This window comes from Fischerella sp. PCC 9605, assembly GCF_000517105.1.
GTDB lineage: Bacteria > Cyanobacteriota > Cyanobacteriia > Cyanobacteriales > Nostocaceae > PCC9605.
In genome coordinates this window covers 1,286,085-1,311,684 of sequence record NZ_KI912149.1, presented here as the reverse complement: position 1 = coordinate 1,311,684, position 25,600 = coordinate 1,286,085, and the positions used below count along the sequence as shown (strand labels likewise).

At 45.3% G+C, this 25,600-nt stretch carries 28 protein-coding genes and 2 pseudogenes; 16 read left to right on the top strand and 14 right to left on the bottom strand.

From position 1 onward, the window contains the following. Window positions 1–80: 80 nt before the first annotated feature. On the bottom strand, window positions 81–2,096 hold the full coding sequence (locus FIS9605_RS0120675) for a GspE/PulE family protein (RefSeq protein ID WP_026734292.1): 2,016 nt from the start codon (window positions 2,094–2,096) through the stop codon (window positions 81–83). A 339-nt stretch (window positions 2,097–2,435) separates the two neighbouring features. Here FIS9605_RS0120675 and FIS9605_RS44225 point away from each other — a divergent pair, with 339 nt between their 5' ends. Together FIS9605_RS44225 and grpE are read left to right on the top strand one after the other, a co-directional pair. Beyond that, window positions 2,436–2,618: a hypothetical protein gene (locus FIS9605_RS44225; RefSeq protein WP_026734291.1), complete on the top strand. Its 183-nt coding sequence runs from the start codon at window positions 2,436–2,438 to the stop codon at window positions 2,616–2,618. A gap of 49 nt (window positions 2,619–2,667) precedes the next feature. Beyond that, a complete protein-coding gene (gene grpE / locus FIS9605_RS0120665; protein ID WP_026734290.1) occupies window positions 2,668–3,414 on the top strand; it encodes a nucleotide exchange factor GrpE in 747 nt (248 codons plus the stop codon). Window positions 3,415–3,462: 48 nt separating this feature from the next. Here grpE and FIS9605_RS42895 read toward each other — a convergent pair whose 3' ends face one another. Further along, window positions 3,463–3,726 carry a hypothetical protein gene (locus FIS9605_RS42895; RefSeq protein WP_155960476.1) on the bottom strand — a complete coding sequence of 88 codons (264 nt, stop codon included), beginning with the start codon at window positions 3,724–3,726 and terminating at the stop codon, window positions 3,463–3,465. Window positions 3,727–4,058: 332 nt separating this feature from the next. Between FIS9605_RS42895 and dnaK the strand changes: the two genes are divergently transcribed. The 10 genes from dnaK (at window position 4,059) to FIS9605_RS0120610 (ending at window position 14,063) form a co-directional block, all read left to right on the top strand. Then, entirely contained in the window at window positions 4,059–6,017 is a 1,959-nt protein-coding gene (gene dnaK / locus FIS9605_RS0120660) for a molecular chaperone DnaK (protein WP_026734289.1), read from the top strand. Between the two features lie 770 nt (window positions 6,018–6,787). Next, a complete protein-coding gene (dnaJ, locus tag FIS9605_RS0120650; protein WP_026734288.1) occupies window positions 6,788–7,918 on the top strand; it encodes a molecular chaperone DnaJ in 1,131 nt (376 codons plus the stop codon). Continuing rightward, entirely contained in the window at window positions 7,915–8,172 is a 258-nt protein-coding gene (locus FIS9605_RS0120645) for a sulfurtransferase TusA family protein (RefSeq protein WP_026734287.1), read from the top strand. The genes dnaJ and FIS9605_RS0120645 overlap by 4 nt, the downstream gene beginning before the upstream one ends. After that, window positions 8,169–9,314: a small ribosomal subunit biogenesis GTPase RsgA gene (gene rsgA / locus FIS9605_RS0120640; RefSeq protein WP_026734286.1), complete on the top strand. Its 1,146-nt coding sequence runs from the start codon at window positions 8,169–8,171 to the stop codon at window positions 9,312–9,314. Before FIS9605_RS0120645 ends, rsgA begins: the two co-directional genes overlap by 4 nt. Before the next feature lie 367 nt (window positions 9,315–9,681). Further along, on the top strand, window positions 9,682–10,176 hold the full coding sequence (locus FIS9605_RS0120635) for a carboxymuconolactone decarboxylase family protein (RefSeq protein WP_231510406.1): 495 nt from the start codon (window positions 9,682–9,684) through the stop codon (window positions 10,174–10,176). 72 nt (window positions 10,177–10,248) lie between these two features. Then, window positions 10,249–10,659 (top strand): hypothetical protein, encoded by a 411-nt coding sequence (locus FIS9605_RS0120630; RefSeq protein ID WP_026734284.1) that lies wholly within the window; start codon window positions 10,249–10,251, stop codon window positions 10,657–10,659. After that, entirely contained in the window at window positions 10,656–11,531 is an 876-nt protein-coding gene (locus FIS9605_RS0120625; RefSeq protein WP_026734283.1) for an RNA polymerase sigma-70 factor, read from the top strand. Before FIS9605_RS0120630 ends, FIS9605_RS0120625 begins: the two co-directional genes overlap by 4 nt. Before the next feature lie 93 nt (window positions 11,532–11,624). Continuing rightward, a complete protein-coding gene (locus tag FIS9605_RS0120620) occupies window positions 11,625–12,518 on the top strand; it encodes a helix-turn-helix domain-containing protein (protein WP_026734282.1) in 894 nt (297 codons plus the stop codon). Window positions 12,519–12,690: 172 nt separating this feature from the next. After that, window positions 12,691–13,128 carry an SRPBCC family protein gene (locus FIS9605_RS0120615; RefSeq protein WP_026734281.1) on the top strand — a complete coding sequence of 146 codons (438 nt, stop codon included), beginning with the start codon at window positions 12,691–12,693 and terminating at the stop codon, window positions 13,126–13,128. Between the two features lie 203 nt (window positions 13,129–13,331). Beyond that, window positions 13,332–14,063: a rubredoxin-like domain-containing protein gene (locus tag FIS9605_RS0120610; RefSeq protein WP_026734280.1), complete on the top strand. Its 732-nt coding sequence runs from the start codon at window positions 13,332–13,334 to the stop codon at window positions 14,061–14,063. 186 nt (window positions 14,064–14,249) lie between these two features. Here FIS9605_RS0120610 and FIS9605_RS0120605 read toward each other — a convergent pair whose 3' ends face one another. Beyond that, entirely contained in the window at window positions 14,250–14,789 is a 540-nt protein-coding gene (locus FIS9605_RS0120605; RefSeq protein WP_026734279.1) for a GAF domain-containing protein, read from the bottom strand. Window positions 14,790–14,938: 149 nt separating this feature from the next. After that, window positions 14,939–15,100 (bottom strand): hypothetical protein, encoded by a 162-nt coding sequence (locus tag FIS9605_RS45380; RefSeq protein ID WP_231510405.1) that lies wholly within the window; start codon window positions 15,098–15,100, stop codon window positions 14,939–14,941. A gap of 178 nt (window positions 15,101–15,278) precedes the next feature. Here FIS9605_RS45380 and FIS9605_RS37655 point away from each other — a divergent pair. Then, window positions 15,279–15,460 (top strand): annotated as a pseudogene (locus tag FIS9605_RS37655) (IS982 family transposase); the annotation flags it as partial. Between the two features lie 74 nt (window positions 15,461–15,534). Here the strand turns inward: FIS9605_RS37655 and FIS9605_RS0120595 are convergent. The 3 genes from FIS9605_RS0120595 to FIS9605_RS45370 are packed head-to-tail and all read right to left on the bottom strand — an operon-like array spanning window position 15,535 to window position 18,188. Continuing rightward, the gene (locus FIS9605_RS0120595; RefSeq protein WP_026734278.1) at window positions 15,535–16,728 is read right to left on the bottom strand and encodes an MFS transporter; all 1,194 of its coding nucleotides are present in this window, start codon (window positions 16,726–16,728) and stop codon (window positions 15,535–15,537) included. A 28-nt stretch (window positions 16,729–16,756) separates the two neighbouring features. Continuing rightward, window positions 16,757–17,101 carry a carbohydrate porin gene (locus tag FIS9605_RS45375; RefSeq protein WP_051470086.1) on the bottom strand — a complete coding sequence of 115 codons (345 nt, stop codon included), beginning with the start codon at window positions 17,099–17,101 and terminating at the stop codon, window positions 16,757–16,759. After that, window positions 17,085–18,188, bottom strand: coding sequence for an iron uptake porin (locus tag FIS9605_RS45370; RefSeq protein WP_231510404.1), 1,104 nt, complete (start codon window positions 18,186–18,188; stop codon window positions 17,085–17,087). Before FIS9605_RS45370 ends, FIS9605_RS45375 begins: the two co-directional genes overlap by 17 nt. 203 nt (window positions 18,189–18,391) lie before the next feature. On the opposite strand from FIS9605_RS45370, the gene FIS9605_RS0120585 reads away from it, so the two are divergent. Both FIS9605_RS0120585 and FIS9605_RS0120580 read left to right on the top strand, forming a co-directional pair. Next, window positions 18,392–19,024: a tyrosine-type recombinase/integrase gene (locus FIS9605_RS0120585; protein ID WP_026731100.1), complete on the top strand. Its 633-nt coding sequence runs from the start codon at window positions 18,392–18,394 to the stop codon at window positions 19,022–19,024. 127 nt (window positions 19,025–19,151) lie between these two features. Continuing rightward, the gene (locus tag FIS9605_RS0120580) at window positions 19,152–22,124 is read left to right on the top strand and encodes a Tn3 family transposase (RefSeq protein ID WP_026734277.1); all 2,973 of its coding nucleotides are present in this window, start codon (window positions 19,152–19,154) and stop codon (window positions 22,122–22,124) included. A 15-nt stretch (window positions 22,125–22,139) separates the two neighbouring features. On the opposite strand, the gene FIS9605_RS42885 is transcribed toward FIS9605_RS0120580, so the two are convergent. The 5 genes from FIS9605_RS42885 to FIS9605_RS44210 form a co-directional block, all read right to left on the bottom strand. After that, window positions 22,140–22,370: a hypothetical protein gene (locus FIS9605_RS42885; RefSeq protein WP_155960475.1), complete on the bottom strand. Its 231-nt coding sequence runs from the start codon at window positions 22,368–22,370 to the stop codon at window positions 22,140–22,142. Window positions 22,371–22,438: 68 nt separating this feature from the next. Then, a complete protein-coding gene (locus FIS9605_RS0120570; protein WP_026734275.1) occupies window positions 22,439–23,161 on the bottom strand; it encodes an antibiotic biosynthesis monooxygenase in 723 nt (240 codons plus the stop codon). Window positions 23,162–23,253: 92 nt separating this feature from the next. Beyond that, window positions 23,254–23,562 (bottom strand): helix-turn-helix domain-containing protein, encoded by a 309-nt coding sequence (locus FIS9605_RS44220; RefSeq protein ID WP_197036096.1) that lies wholly within the window; start codon window positions 23,560–23,562, stop codon window positions 23,254–23,256. Further along, complete coding sequence (locus FIS9605_RS44215; protein ID WP_197036095.1) at window positions 23,563–23,715, bottom strand: hypothetical protein; 153 nt, start codon at window positions 23,713–23,715, stop codon at window positions 23,563–23,565. 6 nt (window positions 23,716–23,721) lie between these two features. Further along, window positions 23,722–24,135, bottom strand: a complete 414-nt coding sequence (locus FIS9605_RS44210) for a hypothetical protein (protein WP_197036094.1) — start codon at window positions 24,133–24,135, stop codon at window positions 23,722–23,724. A 178-nt stretch (window positions 24,136–24,313) separates the two neighbouring features. On the opposite strand from FIS9605_RS44210, the pseudogene FIS9605_RS37640 reads away from it, so the two are divergent. Beyond that, window positions 24,314–24,859 (top strand): annotated as a pseudogene (locus FIS9605_RS37640) (aminotransferase class I/II-fold pyridoxal phosphate-dependent enzyme); the annotation flags it as partial. Between the two features lie 89 nt (window positions 24,860–24,948). Here FIS9605_RS37640 and FIS9605_RS42880 read toward each other — a convergent pair. Together FIS9605_RS42880 and FIS9605_RS0120555 are read right to left on the bottom strand one after the other, a co-directional pair. Further along, entirely contained in the window at window positions 24,949–25,089 is a 141-nt protein-coding gene (locus tag FIS9605_RS42880) for a hypothetical protein (protein ID WP_155960474.1), read from the bottom strand. After that, a complete protein-coding gene (locus FIS9605_RS0120555; protein WP_026734274.1) occupies window positions 25,053–25,439 on the bottom strand; it encodes a YybH family protein in 387 nt (128 codons plus the stop codon). The genes FIS9605_RS42880 and FIS9605_RS0120555 overlap by 37 nt, the downstream gene beginning before the upstream one ends. Window positions 25,440–25,600: the final 161 nt, after the last annotated feature.

Here is a 25,600-nt window from a genome sequence, read left to right as displayed (position 1 = left end):
TATCAAGATGCCCAATCAAAATGACCATTAACTCTTGACTCTTGACTCTTGACTCTTGACCCTTGACTCTTGACTAATGACTAATCTTGAAAACGAGGCGTCATACAATACGGACAATCCAACCACTCAGGTTGCAATCCAGCATTACAAGTCCGGCAAGTAAGACTACTCTTGCGTTTGGCTTTCAACTCAGCTTCTAAACCTGTATCTGTGAAGGTGACTCGTTCTACTTCTTCTAGGGTGGTTGAACCTTGGCGCACTAAGTCCAAGCTGTACGACAGCAAGGTTTTCATGCCCTCTTCGACTGCTACCTCTTTGATGCGTTCTGTTGGTGCTTCTTCATTAATGAGGGTTTGCAGATTTTCGCTAATTCGCATTACCTCATAAACACCGCAACGTCCTTTGTAGCCCACGCCATTACAAGTTGGACAGACATGACCTTTGCCGCCTTTGGCTTCTTGAATTTGCTCTGTAGTGAGAGTGTTGGCTTTGTAGAAAGTTACTCCTACTTCTTGCGAAGCTGACAAACCATAACGAGCAAGTTCTTCCACACTGGGAGTATAGGGAATACGACACTCAGGACATACACGCCGCACCAAACGCTGTGCTAAAACGCCGATCAGTGAACTAGAAATCATGAAAGGTTCAATGCCCATTTCTCCCAAACGAGCGATCGCACCAGGCGCATCATTGGTGTGCAATGTAGTTAAGACTAAATGTCCTGTTAATGCCGCTTCAATGGCTGTTTTTGCCGTTTCCTTGTCTCGTGTCTCACCTACCAGCAGCACATCTGGGTCTTGCCGCAAGAAAGCCCGCAAAGCAGTCGCAAAATCTAACCCTTTTTCCCGAATTACCTGTACTTGAGTAATTCCCGGTAAGCTGTACTCGATCGGATCTTCTACAGTACTGATATTAATTCCAGGATCGTTTCTTTCTGCCAGTGCTGAATACAGAGATGTTGTTTTACCAGAACCTGTAGGCCCTGTTACCAAAATTAGACCAAAAGGACGACTGACCATTTCCTGGACAATCTGCAAAGTCTCTGGATCAGTGATTAACTTATCCAAACCGAGTTGGGTTGCAGAGTTATCCAAAATCCGCAGTACTACCTTTTCCCCGTAGCGACTGGGCAAGGTATTAACGCGGAAGTCCACCTTACGCCCCTCGAACATCCGTCTGATGCGTCCATCTTGGGGTAAACGCCGTTCAGCAATATCTAGGTTGGCGATAATCTTAAACCGAGCGGTAACGGCAGGAATGATTTTTTTCGGCAGAGGGTCAAAAGCCTCACGCAACACCCCATCCTTGCGAAAGCGAATGCGGAGGTTTTCTTCTTGGGGTTCGATATGAATATCAGAAACCTTCTCATGCAGTGCTTTTGCCAGGATTCTGTTAACCAGATTGATCACAGGGGCATCTTCTGCACCCTTCATCGCCGCCCCCAAGTCAGCCTCAGCTTCTTCTGGGGCGTCGTCTAAGTTGAGATTTTCTAGATTTTCTAAATCTTGATTGATATCAGTAAATTTTTCTTGTTCTATATGCTTTTGGCGAACAGCCAAATCATCCAAGTATGAGTTGATCAGCTGCTGGTAATCTTCCTGAGTAATTACCATACGCTGCAATGCCAAGCCTTGGGGGCGCAAGATGCGATTCAGGTCATCCGAAGCTTCTAGATTATCTGGATCGACCATCGCCACCAAAACTGAGGGTGGGTTTTGGTCTTCATGTTTTGTCAGTGGTACTAGGCGGTGACGACGGCATATATCTACTGGGATTAGCGTATCAATTAGATTGGCTACCGTTGTGTTGCCTACTGGGCTAATTTCCGGATCGAGGAATTCAACACCGTAAAGTATTTTAAGTTCAAATAACTGCTGCTTCTTGTACTGTCTAAGTAACTCTGGTGATAATTGTCGCCCCGATATTGATTCGAGTACTTCGGTCAAAGGTCTGCCTGACTTGCGGCTTTCAATCAGGGCTTGTCTCATCTGGTCGCTATTAACAAAGCCAGATTGTACAAGCTTATTGCCGAAGGGCGAAAATTCTGTTCTAGTGGAGAGAGCGGTACTACGCCGTTGTGGTGACGAGTAAGTCATAAATCAGCGATACATAGCGGAAACCTCTGATTAGAGTATTCCCAAGCTGAGAGTGAGAATTTACATATTCACTTAATTAAAATCGAGTCAACCAGTTGCGGCAATAAATTACTTCCCCATAGCTGTGAGGAAGAGGAATTAAGAAAATAACCTATTGATAAAAAGATTAAATATATTTGAGTGAATATACTGAAAACAGTTGATATCACAGGACTTAAGACTAGAAAACAACCGCGATCGCCCAAACAAAAGGAGCCTAAATTACCGCAAGATATATGCGTCTGCGCTAAGGCGCTCAGCATTTGTCAAAATAGATGACGGTGACATTACTTCCAGCAAATGTTGGCAACAAAATACGCCTATTTTTGGCTGGCAAAAATAGACCTTTTGCAAAAGCAGCTTTTGCAAGACGGTGGGATAAGGGTAAAAGGAAATGAGTTTTCCAATGCCTTTAACCTTGTCCCAACTTCTGTAAGAAGTCCAAAGGCTATCTGCCTCACAGATTCAATGGCTGCAACATGAAGGTGATTTGCCGTATTCAGCATCTGGGATGAGTACATAGTACATAATGATGGACGAAGATAAACAGGTAAACAATACTAGCAAGCAATTGGGTGAACCAACAGAGGTCAAGCAAGCAATGAACAGTGACTCCCCAGTTCCAATGAATGTTAACGAACCTGGCAGCGAGGTAACAGAGCAAGTGGCAGCCCAAACTAGCGTACCCGAAGAAACAGTTACGCCCAGTCAGGACAATGGGGTTGCTGCCACAGAGACACAAGCAGTTGACACAGCTGCCATAGCACAAATGAGTCAACAAATTGAGTCTCTCAAAGCGCAGCTAGAAGAGCGTAACACTCAATATATGCGGATCGCGGCGGATTTTGAGAATTACCGCAAACGTACGATCAAAGAAAAAGAAGATTTAGAAGTACAGATGAAGCGGAATGCGATTACTGAATTACTACCAGTAGTCGATAATTTCGAGCGGGCGCGAGCGCAAATTAAACCCCAAAACGATGGGGAAATGGCAATTCACAAAAGTTATCAAGGTGTTTACAAACAATTAGTAGATTGCCTGAAGCGTTTGGGTGTATCGCCGATGCGTCCTGAAGGTCAACCATTCGATCCCAACCTGCACGAAGCAGTAATGCGGGAACATACTGATGAATATCCTGAAGGAACAGTGTTAGAAGAGTTAGTACGCGGATATTACTTGGGCGATCGCGTGCTGCGCCATGCAATGGTTAAGGTGGCTGCTCCGAAAGAAGATATGCCGTCTTCAGAGGAAAATCAGTCTCCTCCAGAAAATAGTTAAAAAGCTACTAAGTTTTTGTCATTTGTCCTACCCTGTACCCTAGGGCGTCTACGCCAGTCCCCCATCTGGCACCAAGCCCTTCGGGTTCGCCACGTTGCCATCTCGGCAGAAGCCAAGACGGCAAGTGGTTTCACCAAGACGGGGGCTAGTCTCACCGCGCTGCGCGCGTCTACATGGGGGAGAACCCCCTATAAGTGCGCGCTGAATCACCGCCCGGAGGGCGTCTACATGGGGTGAACCACGGCGACGGCGCTTAAAGTTCGGACACAGGAGAATCCCTACCCGAACACGCGCCTCCCCAAGACCACACACGCTGCCTCCCCTTTGCAGCGCGCTGTCTCCCCAAAACCGCACTGGCTCATCGCTAGCGCGTCTATGTCATTTATCAAAAGTTTAACAGTCCAAAACTAATGACTAATGACTATTTATGACCAAAACTGCCTGAAAAACTAAGGTCAGCACCGCATTCAAAAACGTAAACAAGGTAGTCCGCGAAACTCACGCCCGAAGTTTAGTAGCCTTCCCCAGTGGAAACGCTAACGGAGAAACAATTTCTAGCGTCAAAACACCGCCCAGAAAAATTTCCTCCGTCAGATACCGCTTATACTTCGGTAAATAATTACTCAGTAAAAATACTCGTACACATGGGAAAAGTTATTGGGATCGACTTAGGCACTACCAATAGTTGCGTCGCAGTTTTGGAAGGTGGTCAACCTATCGTTATCGCCAATTCAGAAGGCGGACGAACCACACCTAGTATTGTAGGTTTTGGCAAAGGCGGTGAGCGCTTAGTCGGTTCGCTGGCAAAGCGCCAAGCTGTAACTAATGCTGAGAACACAATCTACAGTATCAAGCGATTTATCGGTCGTCGTTGGGATGACACCGAAACAGAACGCACTCGCGTACCCTATAACTGTGTCAAAGGTCGAGATGATACCGTTGATGTTCAAATTCGCGGACGTAACTACACACCGCAAGAAATTTCCGCGATGATTCTGCAAAAACTCAAACAGGATGCGGAAAACTTTTTAGGTGAATCAGTAACTCAAGCAGTGATTACCGTACCTGCTTATTTCACAGATGCTCAAAGACAAGCGACTAAAGATGCTGGCACAATTGCTGGACTAGAGGTACTGCGGATCATCAACGAACCAACCGCTGCGGCTTTAGCTTTTGGCCTAGACAAACAAGATCAAGAACAACTAATTCTTGTCTTTGACTTGGGGGGTGGCACCTTCGACGTATCCATTCTGCAACTAGGGGATGGAGTGTTTGAAGTAAAGGCGACTAGTGGTAACAACCACCTAGGTGGAGACGATTTTGATAACTGTATCGTCCGTTGGATGAGAGATGTATTTATCCAGCAAGAGAAAATAGACCTTTCCCAAGATAAGATGGCTTTGCAACGTCTACGGGAGGCAGCAGAAAAGGCCAAGATAGAACTCTCCAGCATGGTGAATACCTCAATTAACTTGCCGTTTATCACTGCTGATGAAACAGGGCCCAAACATCTGGAGATGGAACTTACCCGTGCCAAATTTGAAGAACTGACGGGTCATTTGATTGAAGCCACTATTGAACCTATGGTTCAGGCCTTGAAAGATGCAGACCTAAAACCACAAACCATCGATCGCATTATTTTAGTGGGCGGTTCTACACGCATTCCTGCTGTACAAAACGCCTTAATAAAATTTTTTAATGGCAAAGCTCCCGATCGCTCTATTAATCCTGACGAAGCAGTTGCATTAGGAGCTGCCATCCAAGCTGGAGTGCTTGCTGGTGAAGTAGATAATCTCCTCTTATTGGATGTTACACCTCTGTCACTGGGAATTGAAACTTTAGGAGAAGTGTTCACTAAAATTATCGAACGCAATACCACAATTCCGACTAGTAAATCTCAAATTTTTTCCACAGCCGTTGATGGACAAACTTCGGTAGAAATTCATGTTCTCCAAGGTGAACGGGCAATGGCACGGGATAACAAAAGTTTAGGCAAATTCCTACTTGCGGGAATTCCCCCAGCCCCCCGTGGCGTACCGCAAATCGAAGTCAGTTTTGAAATCGATGTCAATGGCATCCTGAAAGTATCCGCACAAGATAAAGGTACAGGTAGAGAGCAGAGTATTCGGATAACCAACACAGGTGGCTTGAGTACCAGCGAAGTGGAACGAATGCGGCAAGAAGCCGAGATGTTTGCCGAAGAAGACAGAAAACGCATAGAAATGGCGGCGCTCAAAAACCAAGCGGATAATTTGTTGTACAGCTACGAATCGACCTTAAAAGATAATGGCAACCTGATTGGCGAGCAAATGAAAACTCTTGCAGATGAAAAACTCGCCCAGTTGCAGGTAGTCATGGCTAATTCGAGTATTTCTGTAGCAGAATTCAAACAGTGCCTGGATGACTTCCAGCAAACTCTGTTTACCATTGGTGCCGAAGTCTACAACCGCGTTAATGATGGCCAAGTCGATCATGCTCCCTCCGCAGCAGATAGTTCTGCTCCTGAACAATCTGAACCACCCAATAGCACACTTACACCGCAATTTAACTTTGATTTTGAAGAGGAAAATACCCTACAGGCTGATTATGAAGCCATAGATTGAAAGATGTTGGTAGTTAGTAGTTAGTAGTTAGTAGTTAGTAGTTAGTAGTTAATCTTTCCCACTAACCACTATCCACTATCCAGTACCCATTTTTGCTAGATTGTAGAAATGATTAGCTTTGTCAGGAGTTAAAAACTCTAGCTGAATTGATTAAAAAACAGATGAACTCTCAGGGTAATGGGGGGTTTTCCGTACCTTTTGGTGCGGCTAGCCCCTCTGATTGGTAGGCAGAGTTTTTCCCTAGTACGTAGCACAATTGTAAAAGAGACAGCCTCAGGCCAAAGCTTTTATCGTCTTTTACGGCAGTCGCCACAACGGGGGAAACTTCGCAATGCGCTGGCTCAGGAACCACAGCAAGTGCTCATGAGGGTCTGCGGAGTCCCCACGAAGTGTGGGGTTGGGGGTCTTCCCCCAAGACCGCACTGCCTCCTCAAGGCCGCGCTGGTACCCTGCACTCCCAGGGCGTAGCCCTTCTCGTAAATGTAGATGCCCTACGGGCCTACAAAAACCTCCAAAAACGCGCTGCCTTACGAAGAAAGCACCTGTTGCTGGTGATTTGCTGGTGATTTATGTAAAAGGTAAAAGGTAAAATCAATTATTAATAAAATTTAACCGTTGCCTTCTGCCTGTTCGAATTTCATCAGAGGCTTAAGCCGCCGCACTATTGTAAGGAAGCCATAACTCAATCGAGTTGTCAATCCACGCCTGGTGCGTCTACAAATTTCTCCCTGCATAGCTGCTTTCTACCTTTTAACTTTCACCTTTGCTATATGGCCCGCGACTACTACGAAATTCTGGGTGTCTCTCGTGACGCCGATAAAGAAGAAATCAAACAAGCCTATCGCCGCTTAGCCCGGAAGTATCACCCAGATGTGAACAAAGAACCGGGAGCCGAGGAACGCTTTAAAGAAATCAACCGCGCCTATGAGGTACTCTCAGAATCAGAAACCCGCGCTCGTTATGACCGCTTTGGTGAAGCTGGAGTCTCAGGTGCGGCTGGTGTCGGCTACCAAGATGTTGATATGGGCGGTTTTGCCGATATCTTTGAAAGCATCTTCAGTGGCTTTGCCGGTGGTATGGGTACTCAAGCGCAAAGACGACGCAGTGGCCCGGTTAGGGGTGACGATCTGCGCCTAGACCTGAAGTTAGATTTTCGAGAAGCGGTATTTGGTGGTGAAAAGGAAATTCGTATTTCGCATTTAGAGACTTGTGAAGCGTGTGGCGGCTCGGGTGCAAAGCCAGGAACTCGCCCTCGCACTTGTTCGACTTGTAGTGGTTCGGGTCAAGTACGCCGCGTCACTAGAACGCCATTTGGCAGTTTTACCCAAGTCTCGACCTGTCCAACCTGTAATGGTACGGGTACTGTTATAGAAGACAAATGCGATGCTTGTGATGGCAAGGGTGCAAATCAGGTTACAAAGAAACTCAAAATTACTATTCCGGCTGGCGTAGACAATGGTACGCGCTTGCGGATATCTGGAGAAGGAGATGCCGGTCAACGTGGTGGGCCGCCTGGAGATTTGTACGTCTACTTATTTGTCAATGAAGACGCAGAATTTCAGCGGGATGGTATAAACATTCTCTCGGAAATCAAAATTAGCTATCTCCAGGCTATTTTAGGTTCCCGCTTTGAGATCAATACGGTAGACGGGCCAGTCGAACTGACAATTCCACCCGGAACCCAGCCAAATACAGTGATGAAGTTGGAAAGTCGTGGTGTGCCACGTTTGGGTAATCCAGTCAGCCGAGGCGACCATATGATTACAGTATTAATTGATATTCCCAATAAGATAACTCCTGAGGAACGAGAATTGCTAGAAAAGCTAGCTAAAATTAGAGGAGAGCGTACTGGTAAAGGCGGTATAGAAGGTTTTTTGGGCAATTTTTTTCACCAACGATGAGTCTATCTTCTCTCTCAACTCCTGATGCTCAACTTGACTTGCGCGGCACCCCCTGCCCAATTAATTTTGTACGCACAAAACTCCGTTTGGAGCAAATGCAACCAGGGGGTTTACTAGAAGTCTGGCTAGACCCCGGCGAACCAATTGAGCAAGTTCCTGATAGCCTGACAATGGCAGGTTATCAGGTTGAACAAGTCACAGACTGCACTAGCTATTTTTCTTTGTTAGTACGCCGTCCCGCTACCACCTCATGACAGAGGAAACACCAGAACACACTCTCACTTTGTTGGGTACGGTGTTAGCCGTGCAGGCGAATTATTACAAAGTACAGCTAGATATAGGAATGGGAAAGCGGGAGAGTGGGAGAGTGGGAGAGTGGGAGAGTGGGAGAGTGAGAGTAATTCCCCCCACCTCCCTATCCCCCCATCTCCCTATCCTCTTATGTACCCGCAGAACCCGCCTGAAAAAAATTGGGCAACAGGTAATAGTAGGCGATCGCGTTGTCGTAGAAGAACCAGACTGGACTGGAAAAAGAGGTGCGATCGCTGATGTTCTACCCCGAAAAAACCAATTGGATCGTCCGGCGATCGCTAATGTCAACCAAATTATGTTGGTGTTTGCTGTTGCCGATCCGCCTCTAGAACCATACCAACTCAGCCGCTTTCTGGTTAAAGCTGAGTCTTCTACAAGTTTAGATGTAGTTTTATGCCTAAATAAAAGTGATTTAATCTCAACAGAACAGCAGGTAGAAATAAATGAACGTCTTGTAAGTTGGGGTTATCAGCCAATATTTATTAGCGTGTACAAAAGTATAAATATTGACAAAACAGCCAACCTACTTAAAGATAAGATTACCGTTGTTGCTGGACCTTCAGGAGTTGGTAAGTCCAGTTTAATCAATATCTTGATTCCTAATGTTAATCTACGCATAGGTGAAATTTCTGGCAAACTCGCTCGTGGTCGTCACACTACACGCCATGTAGAATTATTTGAATTGCCAAAAGGTGGTTTGCTGGCGGATACTCCCGGTTTTAATCAGCCTGACTTAGATTGTCAGCCAGAAGAATTAGCAAATTATTTCCCGGAAGCTAGGGAGAGATTAGCAGTTGCTAGCTGTCGGTTCAGTGACTGCCTGCATCGAGATGAGCCTGGATGTGCTGTGCGGGGAAACTGGGAACGCTACCAGCATTATTTGGAGTTTTTGGAAGAAGCGATCGAGCGTCAAACCCAGCTTAACCAACAAGCTGCTCCTGAATCTACCGTGAAGGTAAAAACTAAAGGCAAGGGCCAGACTCAGTACGAACCAAAGTTAGAAAGTAAAAAATATCGACAAAAATCTCGGCGCACTCAACTGCAAGAACTTGAGCAGTTGTATGAGGAAAGTGAGGAAACTTAGAGGCTATTTATAACAAAATATTCCCTGCCGTCGCCGCTGGATTTCATGCTGTCGCGCCCGACCTACGCGGCTTTGGCGAAACGGAGGCGCCGCCGGAAATCGAAAGCTATTCGCTCAAAAATCTGACTATTGATTATATCAACTCCGGGTAATCACTTACGATTAAAATCTCTCCGCGTCCCCGTGTCTTTTCGTCACCGCGTCAGCCTTAATGATAAGTGTTTAAGCGGACATGGTATTATTCGGTCAGCGGTTCCACTAATGCCCGAACTCGTGCACTGTCTCCTTTACAGAAGAACCTGTCACAACAAGCGACCCTGCTTCGTCTAATAGGTGAACACCTATTGATGAGACAGGAGGTAGACAGATGCAGATCCGAATAGAGTTTGGAAAAACGAATGCAGCCGCTTATCAGGCAATGTCGCACCTGGAACGCTATGTTCGAGGCAGTGGTATCGAGCCAACACTGCTGGAACTGATTAAAATTCGAGCATCACAAATTAATGGCTGTGCGTTTTGCATTGATATGCATACCAAAGATGCCAGACGCAATGGGGAAATGGAGCAACGGATTTATGCTCTCAATGCGTGGCGGGAAACTCCTTTTTTTACCCCAGAAGAACGAGCAGTCCTTGCCTTTACAGAAGCCGTTACTCTGATTGCAACTGATCGCGTTTCAGATTTACTTTACGAGGAAGTAAGCCGTTATTTTACTCAGGATGAAATTGCCAATCTGTTGATGGCGATTGTTACCATCAATGGCTGGAATCGGATTGCGATCGCCACTCGCATGGTTCCCGGCAGCTATGAACCGCAACCATTGCAGGAAAGAAAAACGGCTCCTGAAACACTCTCTGCGTAAGTGATTTGGGAGAGTGAAAGCCCCAAAACAGGAATATTAGTCATATCAATACACGCTCAGGGAGTAGTAAAGATGCAACGCATTATTCGATATGCCACTATCACTGTCATCATTCATGCCATTGTCGTCGTCCTACATGGTTTAGCTCACGAGAAAATACCGGTTCCTTTGTCTGGGCTGCAAAGTCTGTTTGTCGGTTCTATCATTGTGTTAGCTCCGATCGCTGCCATGATTTTACTTTGGACACCATTTCAGCAGGTTGGTAGCTGGCTTTTGCTGAGTTCAATGGCTGGAGCAATCCTGTTTGGTGTCTATTACCATTTCATCGCGATCAGTCCCGACCACATCTCCCAAATTCCGTTTGCCGGTTGGGGTATCCTCTTCCACATCACTGCGATTCTTTTATTCCTCACAGAAGGAGTCGGATGTGGGATCGGCGCATGGGCATTGACTACTCTACAGCACAGAGAGCAGGTTTTATGAGTCATCTCGAAACCTTTAACCAGCATCGTCCTCTTCTATTTGCGATCGCCTACCGGATGTTGGGAAAGGTTACTGATGCTGAAGACATGGTGCAAGAAACCTTCCTGCGCTGGCAGCAAACGGCCCAAGCCACGGTGAAATCTGCCAAAACGTATTTGTTAACGATTATTACCCGCCTCTGCATTGACCATCTGCGTTCTGCCCGCATGCAACGAGAACAATACGTGGGGCCGTGGCTACCCGAACCGATTGTGACTCAACAAACCGACGATCCAGCTGCTCTCTTAGAGTTGGCAGACTCACTTTCGATGGCGTTTTTAGTGGTTTTAGAACGCCTATCGCCCATCGAACGAGCCGTATTTCTGCTGCGGGAAGTCTTTGAGTATGACTACGATGAAATTGCCCAGATGGTAGGGAAAAGCCCAGCTAACTGCCGCCAAATTCTGCGGCGTTCGCGTCAGCATATTACTGCTCAACGTCCTCGCTTTCCTGTTTCCCATCAACAACAGGAGGAAATTACAGCGCAATTCCTGGAAGCTTCAACCCAGGGTAATTTGCAAGGTTTACTGGCACTTCTAGCAAAGGATGTCACCTATTGGTCGGATGGCGGAGGACAGGTTGCCGCTGCCCTGAAACCACTACAGGGGGCAATGAAAGTCGCTCGGTTTTTGCTGGCGGTTCGCAGCAAATGGGTTTCTGAGGCAGTTACTTACATCATCGACATTAATGGACAGCCTGGCATAATCACGTTTGTTGATGGCTGCATTCACAGCGTGACGACATTTGACATCGTGGATGGTTACATTCAATCTGTCTACACTGTCAGGAATCCAGAGAAGTTGAAGCGAATTATGGCAAATCTACCTTCATGAAACTTTACTTAAAAACTTGAGTGCCGCGCTAAAATGAAGTCATTTCGACTACGTTAAAAATCGCAGCTTGGCTGGGTAAGGAGGCTGTGAGTTATGGTGACAAACGAGGCTCTGAGGGTTAATCTGGCTGGAGAAGACGGTCTTTCAATTTACCCAAACAAAGCACTCCTGTCTAATAATTCAACCGATTGGGGTGGACTCTACCTGCAATATCACCGCCAACCGCCCCCTGAAATGCTTGAAAATTTCTGTCCGCAGCATCGCCTGATCGTTCACGATCGCACCTCGCGATCGCCCATCGTTGAAACCTTTGAAGGACTCAACCAGTTATATCCGATGAGCCAGGGGACGGTGAGAGTGTTACCCGCTCAGGCTCGAACCCGGGCGTATTGGCAGACAGAGCATCAGTTTATGATGCTGGCATTTGAACCAGAGTTATTGGCACAGCACATGGCTGAGACAACCGATGTCAACGATGTAGAACTGCTTCCTATCATCAATCCTTCCGATCCGCTGATTCACAGCATGGGGTTAGCGCTGAAAGCAGAATTGGAATCCGGTGGAATTGGGGGGCGTTTGTATGTCGATGCCATGACGACAGCATTGATGGCGCATCTGTTGCGGCATTATTCTGTTCATAAATATTCGCTGTCCCCAACCATCAGTGGTTTACCTAGACACACACTGTGGCAAGTGGTGGACTATATCCATGAACATCTCGACCAAGACTTAACGCTAGCAACGTTAGCGGCGATCGCTCGCATGAGTCCGAGTTACTTCTCCCGATTGTTCAAACAATCCACAAAGTTGTCACCCCATCAGTATGTGATTCAACGTCGCATTGATCGCGCCAAGCAGTTGTTGCGACAGGGCGAATTGAGTATTGCAGAAATTGCTTATTCTTTGGGGTTTACTCATCAAAGCCATTTTAGCTATCATTTCAAACGCCTGGTGGGCAGTAGTCCTAAAGCATTTCTCAACAAATAGATAAGAATTTGCTCAAAAGTACAAGAATTTGCAAGACACTGATTCTAGAGATTTTACATACTAAACTCATCACTACTAGAAATTGGTTATTTGAAATTAACCAATTCAGCACAAAGCAAAATCAAAACGATCAAAGGAGCAGTCTTGTATCTGACGGAAAGGGGAAAGCACTATGGCAGCAAGTCAGCACAAACTACATTTTTCAATCGATATTAATGCGCCAAGAGAAAGGGTCTGGAAGGTGCTCTGGGAAGACGCTACCTTTCGTGATTGGGCAAGCGTTTTTACGGAAGGATCGTATATCGAAAGCGACTGGAAAGAAGACGGTAGATTTGAGTTTTTTGATTCGAGCGGTAGTGGTGGTAGTTACGGCATCATTGAAAAGCTCGTGCCGAACGAATTTATATCTTTCAAGCATTTGGGAGAGATACGAGAAGGAAAAGAGTATCCATTTGATGACGGGGATAGGTTGGAAAATTATACGCTCAAGGAGAAAGACGGCATCACAACACTAACCCTCGATCATGATATTCCGAAAGAGTACAAGAGTATGTTTGAAGACGTGACCCCCAAGGCGTTTGAGAGGATAAAAGAGTTGGCGGAGAAATAAAAATTAACACTTACGATGGGAATCTGGAGGAGGCTGAGGGGCTATCAGAGAATGTCCTCAAACTTACGATCGCATTCAGTCCATTTACATTGTGGGCAATCCAGACAAACTCAAGTCATTGACACAGGATTTACTTGAAAACCAATGACCTCAATTTTGAATACACATACAAGAAACCTAATATTTCTCAAAAGGAGTTTACCATGTTCGATCAACAGTGGGTTTGTACCGTTTGTGGCTATAACATGATTGGCGAGATGCCTGATATCTGTCCGTTCTGCGGAGCACGCCATGATAAGTTTGTGACTTGGGATGAGGCAGAGCAAACTTATCGAGTGATGCCACACCCAATCAATGACTACGTCACACAATTGCTGTCTGTACCTCGTCTTGGCTTTGAACATGCGGCTTATCGCATTGAAACCGATGATGGTGCTGTCTGGATTGATTGTCCATCAGCATTCAATCCAGACTTGGAGCCAGTAAAAGCGATTTACTTTACCCATAAGGATTTCATGGGCGCGTCTAATCAGTATCGTGAACTCTGGGGGGCGAAAGTTTATCTACATGCTCTTGATGCCAAGCATCCGCTGGCTAAGCCATTTCCAGTTGATCGTCCCTTCGACGGTGACTTTACTGAGCACGGCATTGAAGCATTTCATATTGATGGGCACACACCGGGTTTCACGATTTATATCTATGACAAAGTGTTGTTTATCTGTGACTATGCATTCCCTCCAGGATCTAGGATGCGACTCAACCCCTTTGGGCCGCAAGACAAGATACTTGACGGTGCAACGCGGATACTAGAGGTTATTTCCGAGCGATCGCTGGAGACAGTCTGTGGTTTCAACTTTGTCACTGAATTTGATAGCTGGCATGAGGATTTCAAGCACCTACTCGAAGAGAGGAGCAAGCGCGATGGCAGTAACTGAGCGGGATGACAACAGATTGCAGCAGTTATTGAGCAGTATCGTTGTGGGTTTGCCACAGTGGATGTAGAGGCTCTCAAAGCCATCTGGGATCGAGACTACGACAATCACAGTAGCAGACATTTTACAGTAGCAGACATTTTATTGATGCGATCGCCGAAGAACAAAAAACTCTTTGTAGTGGTGGTGTTATTTTTTAACACTAGCTGCTTTGATATAAGCGATCGCCAAGGGAGTCAGTTTACTTTCAAGTTGAGTAACAACAGCGTGGTCAAATGCTGACCAAACTCGCTTTTGACCAAAAACAGCAGGCTGCAAAATACCCCAAAGTTGATCGTCTTGACACAAATGAGCATGAATCAGCGCTCGATGTCCGAAGTTCTTGCGCTCAAATTCTTTATTGACAACCTCTGGGTTTGCAGTTTCCACATCTTCAACATAAATGGAAGGATGAGTTCGGAGTGCAGCGGCAAATAGGGGATCTTCTTCTGGTAATGATGCTGGCTCTAATTTCCAATCTGAGTCTGTAATGTCTGAAATCTCTAGACTTCGACGCCAGCAATAGGCAACTTTGCCAAATTTAGTTTGAGGATTTCTCAAATAGAGGAAACAGCGATCGCACTGCAATACTTCCCCAACTACAGGAAGTAAAGCAGTAAATATGGACTCTGGCTCACTGTAATTTTCCAAAATGCTTTGTATAGCTTCTGGCAAAGTCGGGTCAGTCATTACAAGCAGATAAATTTCATTTGCTTGTATATTTTCTCAACAACCTGCAATTGAAAACATCATCCTACTGACTGGAGTTTAGGCAAGTTTTCGATGTGAAACCCACAGGAAACTTGTCTAAATTTCAGTTTGAAAGCAAAAGTTTGTAATTAATACGGTAGCGATCGCCTTAATAGTACGTGAGTTCGACGGATAGGAAGGGGCAAAAAGCTTGCTATGTAAGAATTGCTCAACTGGGATTCACGGCAGCGATCGCGCACAGTGGCGCAGACGAGCACGACGATTAATTGAGAAGAGGTAAAAAGTGACAAAAAAATGCCGAAACTAAAAATATCTAAGAAAAATCAAGGTTTCGGCTATGTCTACTATTGTATCTCGCCTCGACATCACACAAATTTTCTGCGATGTAGATGATTTTTGCTCCTCATGGGAAAACCTTTGGCAGCAAATACCACAATTACCATCAACTACGTAAACGTGCGTTTAAGCGAGTCGGTCTATGACCATCTCAAAAATATTTGTCAAATCGAACCAGATCGTCATCGTAGTCCATTTAACTTTTTGGTGAATTTAATGGCTGGTGAGCGCGGCTTATACCTATTTGCCCAAAAAACCTGCCATTGACATTTTATCCAAAAGATTTGCCTGCTCTACCTCCTGCCATTTTTTAGTCCCGTCGAACTCACGTTAATTCAGTAGCTACCAGTCCGTCCGGTGCATGCGATTGTTGGGCTGCGTGTATTGTCTACCGCCAGCGCCAAAATAGGACTAAGGCGAATCCCGTTAAGATCAGCATCAATCCGGCGGCTAAACCGTAGGTTGTACCAAGACCGACGGCATAACTAATCGGCTGACTCAGCAGGGGCGACAGAAATTGCCCTAAAAAGAAACTGGTGGTAATGCCGCTTAGAACCCTGCCTCGAAACGCATCAGGAGTCACAGAAGTCAGACAAAGATTCATATTCGGCATGAGTAGCCCTAATCCTATACCCGCGATCGCTAACCCCACTAGCACGACTGCATAGCCGATCGCCCAACCGATCAATCCATACCCCAGCGCCATGTTGACAAACGCAATACCGTAAATTGCAATAAACCCTAAACGAGCTTTGACCTGGCGATAGAGAATGGAGCTAGTTGCTGAAAATAGGGTTGACAGCGCGATCGCCAACCCACTTTGGGACGGGCTGGCATTGGCAATTTGCTGCAAATAGAACGGCAACTGAGTTGGAATCAGGTAGAACACAATCTGGGTGATTAGCGCAATACCGTAGGTCAGCACCACGAGATTGAGCGGGAATTTCTGCGCTGTGTCGGTAGCATTGCTTGATGTTAGGGTGGGTTGGTTCCGTTGTGGTTCTGGCAAAAAGGTTGCTGTGAAAGGTACCAAGACTAGCGCCATGACATAAATCAAAAAAGGCGATCGCCAATTCCCATCGGCTAGAAAGCCACCCAGAGAAAGGAATAGGACTCCTCCCAAACCCATGAATCCTGCCTGTAAACCCAGGAATTGTGCCCGTGCAGATCCGCTGTAGTAGTCAGCAATTAAGGTGGTAGCGGTTGTCATAATTCCCGCCACACTGATGCCCAGGAATGCTCGACCCACCAAAATCAATCCCAGGGTACTCAGTACAAATCCAGAACTCCCTGCAATTCCATAAAGAACCAACGAGAATAGCAGCAAGGGTTTACGTCCCAATCGGTCAATAGCAACGCCAACAAAAGGAGCACCGAGGGCAATAAACAAAGCCGGGAGAGTCAGCGCCAATCGCACCAAGTAGTCTGCACTGGAAACTTCTGCAAAGTGCTCCCGCATGGCTGGTAGGGAGGGAGCGATTGTTGCTCCTGCCATCACGGTGAGCGTACTGACCAATAGCAGGGTGAGTTTAACAGGTAGCGAGTTTGTTCGTTCCTGAATTGTTGTTTCCAGTCTCGCCATAGTTCAAGCCCTGATGGGTGATAAGGTTTCAGAATGAAAAAACCGTTCGCACTGTACCCGTGAAAATTGTACCGTTTAAATCTTGATTGCCAGGGTTAGTTATGGCTTGAATCAAGGGTGTGATTTGGATATAGTCATTGACCGGAACATTATAGAATGCTTCAAAATTAGTCTGTGTAGCATTTCCTACCTCATTTTCAATGAATGGCTGACCAACTGCAATCCCTGCGATCGCTCGCTCCATAAATAGATCTGGAAATGCTAACCCGACCATCCAGTAGTTGGGGTTAATATCTCCTACCGTAGTTTTGGGGTAAGAACCATAGCCATATCGTCCAAACACACCCAGACGATCGCTACGCCAGTTCAGCATTGATCCCTAAAACATCAAAATTGCTACCAAATACCCTACCACCGCCATATTGCAGGCGCAGGGCAAAGGTTTCGCTCGGTGCATACTCTAATTCAATAACTCCTTGATAAGGATCGCCAAATAAGCCCCCATCAGCCCCTCCGCCCCCAACAGGGAATAGTCGAATGTCTTCAGGTCTACCACCCCCAAATACTTGTTGATTTTCTGGAAGGGAATTTTCTGCATCTCCAGCGATGTATACTCCCCGTAAATGGAAGGCTCCCGCACCTGGATTCCAGGCAATCGCGGCACCTGCTCCTCTGCCTCTAGGAAACAGGATAAAGTTATTCACAAAAGCTTGAGTAGAACAATCTTTAAAGCTAACGTTGGCATAGCGATTTTTGTCTACAAAATCGGGTGCCGTAATGGATGATCCAATGGTCAGACTCAGGTCATTAGACGGAGCAAAGGTGTAATAGAGGCGGGCAATGCTAAATTGATCGTTCCGACCTGGAATTGAGAAATCCAGGGTACTTCCTAGATTTGGTTCGAGGAAGCCACCAGCATTATCGTCAGCACCGTCGCTACCTGTCACCAAGCGAACTTGCAGTAAGTCTGTTCCTGTAAAACTGGTATTCAGGTTTAGAGTAGCTCTATAGATAAATGTGGGATTTGGATCGTTATCAGTAATCAGAGCACCTCTGGGAGCGATGATGCGATCGCCTTCAAACCCGCCTGCGTTCACTGCAAAGATGACTTGACCTGCTAGTTTTGTTGTTGTGGAGAACTGATTTGTCTCTAACTCAGCGGAACGAACTTCTAACGGGTTAACTTGCTCTCGCAATGTGGCTAACTCTGCTGAAAACTCTTCCTGAAGTCGCTGCAATACAGCTAAATCATCTTGAGAAACGATGTTTGCTGGTTCATCATGAATGAGTCCATTCATTTGCTCTAGGGCTGCGTTCAACCCTGCTGCAAACTCATAGCGGCTCATTGCCCGGTTTCCCTGAAATGTACTATCAAGGTAGCCCGAAATGATAGCGTATCGCTCAGCCAAAGACTGAAGCGCTTGGAATGCCCAGTCGGCATAGAGCCGAGATCCCTGCAAAAACGGAAATAGAGGCTGAAAACGCTTACCAATAATAGGTTTCAGCTTTTAATACTCTATTTAAACCAAACATAAGAAAGCTACAAGCAGACACAGCATAGTACATAGTTACTAATTAATACAGTCAAGACTCAAATACCAACTTATGAGTCAAAGTAGGTAATACCAGACAAAACGACATTGATTTTTCAGGGGGTCTGGGTATGACTGTAAAGATACCCCAACTATCGAAAGTTGGTAAAACCCAAAGTTCACCACTTCAATCTCCTAACTCTCGCAAGTATGCCGCAGTGAGGACAAGAGAATACTTACTGGAAAAAGAAATTGAGGCAATGCGAGATGCACTCAAGAAGGCTGGTGGTCGCCATGCTCATCGGGATTCGACCCTAATCCTATTGATTTACCGTCACGGACTGCGAGTGGCAGAAGCAGCAGCACTACGATGGGAGCAAATAGACTGGAGTGGTGGTAATCTCCATATTAAGCGAGTCAAGAGGGGAACTCCTTCCACACATCCACTATATGGTGATGAAATTCGCTCTCTGCGTAAACTCCAGCGTGATTATCCAGCTTGTGCTTATATTTTCCAGTCATCTCGCTTTGGTCCACTAGCGAAAGATACAATCGCTGGAATTGTCGAACGAGCTGGAAAACTAGCTTTGTTGCCGTTTCCAGTTCATGCTCATATGCTACGCCATGCTTGTGGATATGCTCTGGCGGCTAAAGGAGTAGACACACGTACCATTCAAGGTTATTTAGGACACAATAATATTCAACATACAGTCCGCTACACAGAACTATCACCAGTACGATTTAAGGGACTGTGGGATGAATAAAAGCGTCAGCAAGATAAATTAATTGTCTGTCAGAAAAAAAGATAAAATACTGAGCGGTTCACGAGTGAGTGAGGGATGAACCAAGTTTGGGTAGCCCTCAGAATTTCCGGTGTTAAATTTGACCTAAATGACCTTAATTGACCGTACAGCTTACCCAAGATTTAAACAATATCCCTCAGCGAAAGAACTAACTGAGCTTTATACCCCAACACTGGAAGAGCTTAAATTTGTCAAATCTCGTGTTCGTAGCCATGAAGGTTTACTTTGCTTCATGGTAATGTTGAAATCGTTTCAGAGACTGGGATATTTTCCGCATCCAGAAAATGTACCTATCACGATTATTAAACATATAAGGTCATATTTAAAATTACGTGATTGGGTGACAGCTATTCCCACAGACCGCCAAAGGCGTAATTATCAACAAGCAATTCGAGAATATTTGGGTGTCAAGTCTTATGATAAAGCTGCCCAAAAATTGATAGCTGTTGTTGTTAGTTCTGCCGCAGAAGTTAAAGACCATCCGGCTGATTTAATCAACATTGCAATTGAAGAATTGGTTAAAGAACGATATGAGTTACCAACATTCAATTCCCTAGACCGCTTAGTTAGCCATGTCCGTTCCATTACAAACAATCGATTATTTCATCGAATATCTCAGGGTCTATCTATTAATGAACAAGCTTATTTAGACCAACTATTATTAGGGGAAACCTCTGAATCAATCGCCACATTAAATTTATTAAAATCCCCACCTAAAAGTGCCAAACTGAGCCACATTAAACAACTGCAAATCAAGTTTAACCAGTTGATGACCTTTGGTGATGCTAAACGCTTGTTATCAAGTATTGCTCCGGCTAAAGTGAAATATTTAGCAACACACGCTAGGGCTTTAGATATATCAGAATTTCAAGATATTAAACTGTCTAAACGCCGTACATTGCTGTTGTGCTTGCTATACGAAGCCCAGGTCAAAACTCGTGACCATTTGGTAGAGATGTTTATCAAGCGTATCCTCAAGATTCAGAATAATGCCAAAGAAAGATTAAAAGAACTACGTGAGAAGCATTTGACCCAAACATCGGAAATGCTAGGGATGTTTGCACAGGTTTTAACTGCATCGAAAGAGACTCAAGATAATTTAGCTGCTTTAGGAGAGCAAGTTCTGTCCATCTTGGATGAACATGGTGGGGCAGATTTGCTACTGCTGAAATATGAAGAAATTGCCGCATACAACACCAACAATCATTTGCCATTAATGTGGCGGTTTTATTCAGCTAACCGCAAGGCGTTATTTAGTTTAGTACGCTCTCTAGATATTCATTCAACTTCTGCCGATGAGTCGGTAATTGATGCCTTAAAGTTCGTGTTAGATAATGAACATAAGCGGGGCAAATATTTAGCTTTTGAGATTAATTTAGATTTTATTAGTAATAACTGGCGAACTCTGGTTGTTAAGGAAGTTGAAGGGACTAAACTTTTAGTACGCCAACAGTTAGAAATTTGTGTATTTTCTTACTTAGCAAATGAATTTAAGACTGGGGATGCTTGTGTTGTTGGGTCAGAAAGTTACGCTGATTTCCGTGAACAATTGCTGACTCTATCAGAATGTGAACCCATGATAGAAGAATATTGTAGCCAGCTTGGATTCCCCTCCAATCCAGAAGATTTTGTTGAGTATTTACGCTCATGTTTAACCCAGGTGGCTACTGAAGTAGATATTCTTTGTGCGGATGGACAACAAGTAACAATTAATCAGGATGGTGAGCCTGTACTGAAGCGGCTGAAGTCTTCTCCTGAACCCAAGGAGGTCGAACAATTAGAGGAGAAAATTCGCTCTTTGATGCCAGAACGTAGTGTTTTAGACATTCTCTGCAATGTTGAGCATTGGCTGAACTGGACAAGGCATTTTGGCCCCCTTTCAGGAAGTGAATCCAAATTAAAGCAGTCGGCGGAACGCTATATTTTCACAACTTTTGGTTATGGGTGCAATCTTGGGCCTAATCAAACGGCACGTCATTCTAGGGGTGTGGTAACATCTCACATGATTTCTTATACCAATCGTCGCCATATCAGTACGCCCAAGCTTGAGGCGGCGATTCGGGATATGATCAATGCTTTCAACCGTTTCAGTTTACCCTCTATTTGGGGAACGGGGAAAAGAGCGGCGGCAGATGGTAGTAAGTTTGAGATTTACGAGAATAATCTACATAGTGAGTATCACATCCGCTATGGTGGATATGGTGGTATTGCTTATCACCATGTTTCTGATAAGTATATTGCTTTGTTTACCCACTTTATTACTTGTGGAGTTTGGGAAGCAGTATATATTTTAGACGGGTTACTGAAAAATCTTTCCGATATTCAACCCGATACTCTGTATGCAGATACCCAAGGTCAGTCGGGTCCTGTATTTGCTATCTCTTATCTTCTGGGTATCAAGTTGATGCCACGCATCCGTAATTGGAAGGATCTGAGTTTCCTGCGTCCTTGTGAGTCAGTCACTTACAAGTACATTGACCCCTTGTTTAAGGATGTAGTTAATTGGAATCTGATTCAGCTTCACTGGTATGACATGATGCGGGTGGTACTGTCGATTAAGGCGGGGAAGGTGATGCCTTCTACGCTCCTACGTAAGTTAAGCAGTTACAGCAAGAAAAACCGTCTTTATCAAGCTTTTTTGGAGTTAGGGAAGGTTGTGCGAACAATGTTTTTGTTGGAGTATATCTCCAATGCCAGGATGCGCTCCGAAATTAATGCAATTACAAATATTGTTGAGAAGTACCATCATTTCCTCGATTGGGTGTTTTTTGGTAAGGATGGCGTGATCACTGAAAATGACCCAATTGAGCAAGAGAAGCGGTTGAAGTACCTTGATTTGGTTGCTAGTGCTGTCATTTTACAGAATACTGTGGATATGTCGTTGGCTATTCAGACATTAACGGCACAAGGATATCCAGTTAATCATCGCTTTGTTGCTAGTTTAAGTCCTTACCTCACCAGACATATCAAGCGGTATGGCGATTATGTGGTCAATCTGCACAATATTCCCCAACCTTTTGAGGCGGCTCTTCATCTTCCTCCTGAAATTTTTGAAACCTAGATATAGCAAGCTTTTTCAGCCTCTATTTCCGTTTTTGCAGGGATCTCGGCTCTCTACCCAGTCTGTTGGCTGCACGTTTGAGAGTTGGCTAACAGAGCGAACTTGACCCACTAAAGTAATGTCTGAAACTCTCTCTACGAAGGCTTCTGAATTGGCCTCAAGGGTTATAGGGTCAACTACAGATGATGTTTCGATTATCCCAGGCGGCTCGGAACTTGGCGCGATCGCTGGAAGCATTGTAGCCATTGCCGCAGCGCACCAACAAACTGAGCTGATGATACTAAATCCCCCCATGAGGAGCAAATCGATTCCTCTCATCGAATGATTTTGACGACATCAAAGAGGTCATGTTCATTATCAGCATAGGCTTGCCAGTAATTCGTTTCTTTGTCGAAGCCTGGATTCTTGCCAAGTGACTCAAAATCCTCACGACTATTCCACTGAGCAATGAGGGAGATGGTAGTTTTATCAGTACTCGGAGCCATTGCAGCCCATTGCAATCCTGGTATCATTTGCATTACACCAGGCATCATTTGAGACACAATCCCTTCCAGTTCGGATTGCTTGTCGGGGTCTTTCATTTTGAACTCGCTAAACATGATGGCTCCATGTTCAGCAATGGCAGGAGTGGTGTTTCTCGTTTCTGTCTTTTTGATCTCAAAGACAAAAGTACGAGGATTTGCGGCGGAAATTGTTGTATCTGGAGTTTGTTTTGCCTCATACGCTTGGAAACTGGATAAATCTTTCCACTGGTTTAAGGCAACAACTTTCGTGCCATCCTGACCTTTGAGAACGGATGAATTGAGGAAACCAGGTGCTTTGGGTAGTGTCGTTTGCTCAGATGCCAGAACTTCTGAGAGAACCTGATTTTGAGTATCGGGACTGGTTGTGTAGACAGTGGCGACATCGATCGCTTGATTTGTGGTGTCTAAAGCAACAGCGGTCGCAGCTTGGACAGCGCTAGGCAAGACACCAAGAAAACTCAGTATGAGTACAGCAGCGAGAATGAGCGTTTTCAATTTGCGGATGACAAACACGGTATTACTCTATCTCCATAAAGGATTCTGCCAGTTGATAATACAATGTCTCTAAGGTTGCCGTATATTCACTTATTGCGTTGCTTAGTCGATTATTGCGATCGCTGCCAGAATTGTTTGGGAGTAACACCTGTGAAGCGTTTGAAATGCCTCCCGAACTGGCTTTGATTGGCGAAACCCACTTGTATAGCGATATCGGTAATACTCTGTTGCCCCTGCAAAAGCAACACTTTAGCACGCTCTATGCGGCATTTGAGGAGATATTGGTAGGGTGACATCCCAGTGGATTGCTTGAACAACCGACAGAAATAATAACGACTCATGCCCACTTCGGTGGCGATCGTCTCCAAGGAAATGTCTTCAGCAAGATGAGCCTGAATGTAGTCGATGGCTTGCTGCAACTAAAGGCTTGGCAAACCGCCAGAGCAAGCTTGGACACCAGGCTTATGGGTTGGGTAGCGATGCAATAGGTGAACAGCTAATGCACTCGCTATTGACTCAGCATAGAGACGATGACTTAATCCATCGATTTCTAGTTCTGTTTTGAGTGCCAAACCGATTTATTGAATGAGAGGATCGCGAATCTTCAATTGTGGCGTGATTTGAATAGAATCTGTATCAAAAGCTTCAGACACAGCAGAGGTAAATAGCCTTGGCTCAAGGCGAAGTAACAAGAAATCTGCATCAACATCCCAAGACAGTTTACGATGCAAATAAGGAGGCGAAATCATGATGTCGCCTTCAGTTAGATAATCGCTGCTGCGCCGTCCATCTACTGTCCGTTTTAGCTGAATAGGCTGCCCAAGATGAATGCTGAGTAAGTAGTTTGGAAGACAACACTCGGATGTCCCATTGGCAGGTTGATGATGGTGTTCAACCCGAAGAATATCTGAAACAATGTCTCGACTTTGCACAACCGGCAATCGTGGCACAACCTGTAACAGAGCATTTTTTTTGGTCAAGTCTTGGCTCATGCACCTTACTGCTGTGAGGTTACCACACTCAATCTTATTATTCTACTTCCAGTCTCGGAGCATCTCATCAAAGAGCGATTAAGCGATTATTTTACCACCAACCTGCCAGCATCGCCTCACAAATAACCTCACAGGCAACTTGACCTTGAACGAGGAAATCGGGGACTGGGGTAAAAATCTTCCCAATCCCCAATCCCTAATCCCTAATCCCCAATCACTTCTCCAAGCCGATCCAGATAAAACCGTTTCAATTGAATTTTTTACTCTTTCCAAGTCCTATAATATGGGCGGCTTCCGCATAGTTTATGCCATTGGTAATGCTGAGTTAATTCGTGCTTTGCGTCAAGTCAAAGCAGCAGTTGATTTTAATCAGTATCGCGGAATTTTAAATGGGGCGATCGCAGCCCTCAGCGGGCCGCAAGATGGCGTCAAAACAGCTGTCAATACCTTCCGCCAACGCCGGGATGTCTTTGTTAATGCTTTACATCGCATTGGTTGGCAACTTCCCAAACCTAAAGCCACAATGTACGTTTGGGCAAAGTTACCAGAACCTTGGAGCCAAGATTCTGTAGAATTCTGTACTCAACTAGTCGAAAAAACAGGAGTAGCAGCGTCACCTGGTGCTGGTTTTGGCAAATTCGGGGAAGGCTATGTTCGCTTTGCCTTAGTGCACGAGCCACACGTGTTAGAAACTGCTGTACGGAGAATTGCGGAGTTTTTGTAGCTATATTATCAAGTCACGCCTAATGTGAATTACAACTATGTAAAACATGTTCCGATCAAGAAAGCGATCGCAAGAGAATTTTCCAATGTTTAAGCCACCATACCTATATGGGCAGCGACGATCTGCCAAGTTCCGCTCGAAGAGACAGCACTTTCTATTTGCTTGGGCAGAAGAATCCCCACTTCAACGGTTATTACTTGAGGTTCCACATCTGCCTCTTGATCAGCCATTCTCCTGAGTCCTCTCTGTGGAGAAGCCAGGTCTTCGTGGCTTTGAATGAATTCGTCGCCCCATCAGCGTAGGCGACAGTGTTCACATTGGCCTGCGCAATTCCATATACCCATCGATCATCGATCCGTAGAGCATCAAGGGGTATCGATTGAACAGTCCATTTCGCGACATCATAGTCCTTCTGTTCGCTCTTTAAGATCTCGTCTGGACCGTGCTCAGGCTCCGACCCGGGTGGAATCCGAATCGCGTCTGCGGCAAATAGCTTCCCATAGGCTACCGAATCGTTGGCGCTAACGGCTGCTTGATATTTCTCACACATTGCCTTGAGAATTTCGTTCGCATCAATCATAGTTTCTGCCTCCTTGGCTAGCTTGCTCTCTCCCGATGCATAACAGGTGAGCAAAATTGGTATAACCGAAGCCGATTCTTGCACCGATCGTCACGGGAGGATTTTCGCACTGTCTAACGTCGTTAAACTCATCGACGCAAGACTAATTTTGAGTCAAAACT

Bases quoted from the DNA above. Each gene is read 5' to 3' on its own strand.
- FIS9605_RS0120675 (WP_026734292.1), bottom strand. From the start codon at position 2,096: ATGACTTACTCGTCACCACAACGGCGTAGTACCGCTCTCTCCACTAGA.
- FIS9605_RS44225 (WP_026734291.1), top strand. From the start codon at position 2,436: ATGTTGGCAACAAAATACGCCTATTTTTGGCTGGCAAAAATAGACCTT.
- grpE (WP_026734290.1), top strand. From the start codon at position 2,668: ATGGACGAAGATAAACAGGTAAACAATACTAGCAAGCAATTGGGTGAA.
- dnaK (WP_026734289.1), top strand. From the start codon at position 4,059: ATGGGAAAAGTTATTGGGATCGACTTAGGCACTACCAATAGTTGCGTC.
- dnaJ (WP_026734288.1), top strand. From the start codon at position 6,788: ATGGCCCGCGACTACTACGAAATTCTGGGTGTCTCTCGTGACGCCGAT.
- FIS9605_RS0120645 (WP_026734287.1), top strand. From the start codon at position 7,915: ATGAGTCTATCTTCTCTCTCAACTCCTGATGCTCAACTTGACTTGCGC.
- rsgA (WP_026734286.1), top strand. From the start codon at position 8,169: ATGACAGAGGAAACACCAGAACACACTCTCACTTTGTTGGGTACGGTG.
- FIS9605_RS0120635 (WP_231510406.1), top strand. From the start codon at position 9,682: ATGCAGATCCGAATAGAGTTTGGAAAAACGAATGCAGCCGCTTATCAG.
- FIS9605_RS0120630 (WP_026734284.1), top strand. From the start codon at position 10,249: ATGCAACGCATTATTCGATATGCCACTATCACTGTCATCATTCATGCC.
- FIS9605_RS0120625 (WP_026734283.1), top strand. From the start codon at position 10,656: ATGAGTCATCTCGAAACCTTTAACCAGCATCGTCCTCTTCTATTTGCG.
- FIS9605_RS0120620 (WP_026734282.1), top strand. From the start codon at position 11,625: ATGGTGACAAACGAGGCTCTGAGGGTTAATCTGGCTGGAGAAGACGGT.
- FIS9605_RS0120615 (WP_026734281.1), top strand. From the start codon at position 12,691: ATGGCAGCAAGTCAGCACAAACTACATTTTTCAATCGATATTAATGCG.
- FIS9605_RS0120610 (WP_026734280.1), top strand. From the start codon at position 13,332: ATGTTCGATCAACAGTGGGTTTGTACCGTTTGTGGCTATAACATGATT.
- FIS9605_RS0120605 (WP_026734279.1), bottom strand. From the start codon at position 14,789: ATGACTGACCCGACTTTGCCAGAAGCTATACAAAGCATTTTGGAAAAT.
- FIS9605_RS0120595 (WP_026734278.1), bottom strand. From the start codon at position 16,728: ATGGCGAGACTGGAAACAACAATTCAGGAACGAACAAACTCGCTACCT.
- FIS9605_RS45375 (WP_051470086.1), bottom strand. From the start codon at position 17,101: ATGCTGAACTGGCGTAGCGATCGTCTGGGTGTGTTTGGACGATATGGC.
- FIS9605_RS0120585 (WP_026731100.1), top strand. From the start codon at position 18,392: ATGACTGTAAAGATACCCCAACTATCGAAAGTTGGTAAAACCCAAAGT.
- FIS9605_RS0120580 (WP_026734277.1), top strand. From the start codon at position 19,152: ATGACCTTAATTGACCGTACAGCTTACCCAAGATTTAAACAATATCCC.
- FIS9605_RS42885 (WP_155960475.1), bottom strand. From the start codon at position 22,370: ATGGCTACAATGCTTCCAGCGATCGCGCCAAGTTCCGAGCCGCCTGGG.
- FIS9605_RS44210 (WP_197036094.1), bottom strand. From the start codon at position 24,135: ATGAGCCAAGACTTGACCAAAAAAAATGCTCTGTTACAGGTTGTGCCA.
- FIS9605_RS42880 (WP_155960474.1), bottom strand. From the start codon at position 25,089: ATGGCTGATCAAGAGGCAGATGTGGAACCTCAAGTAATAACCGTTGAA.
- FIS9605_RS0120555 (WP_026734274.1), bottom strand. From the start codon at position 25,439: ATGATTGATGCGAACGAAATTCTCAAGGCAATGTGTGAGAAATATCAA.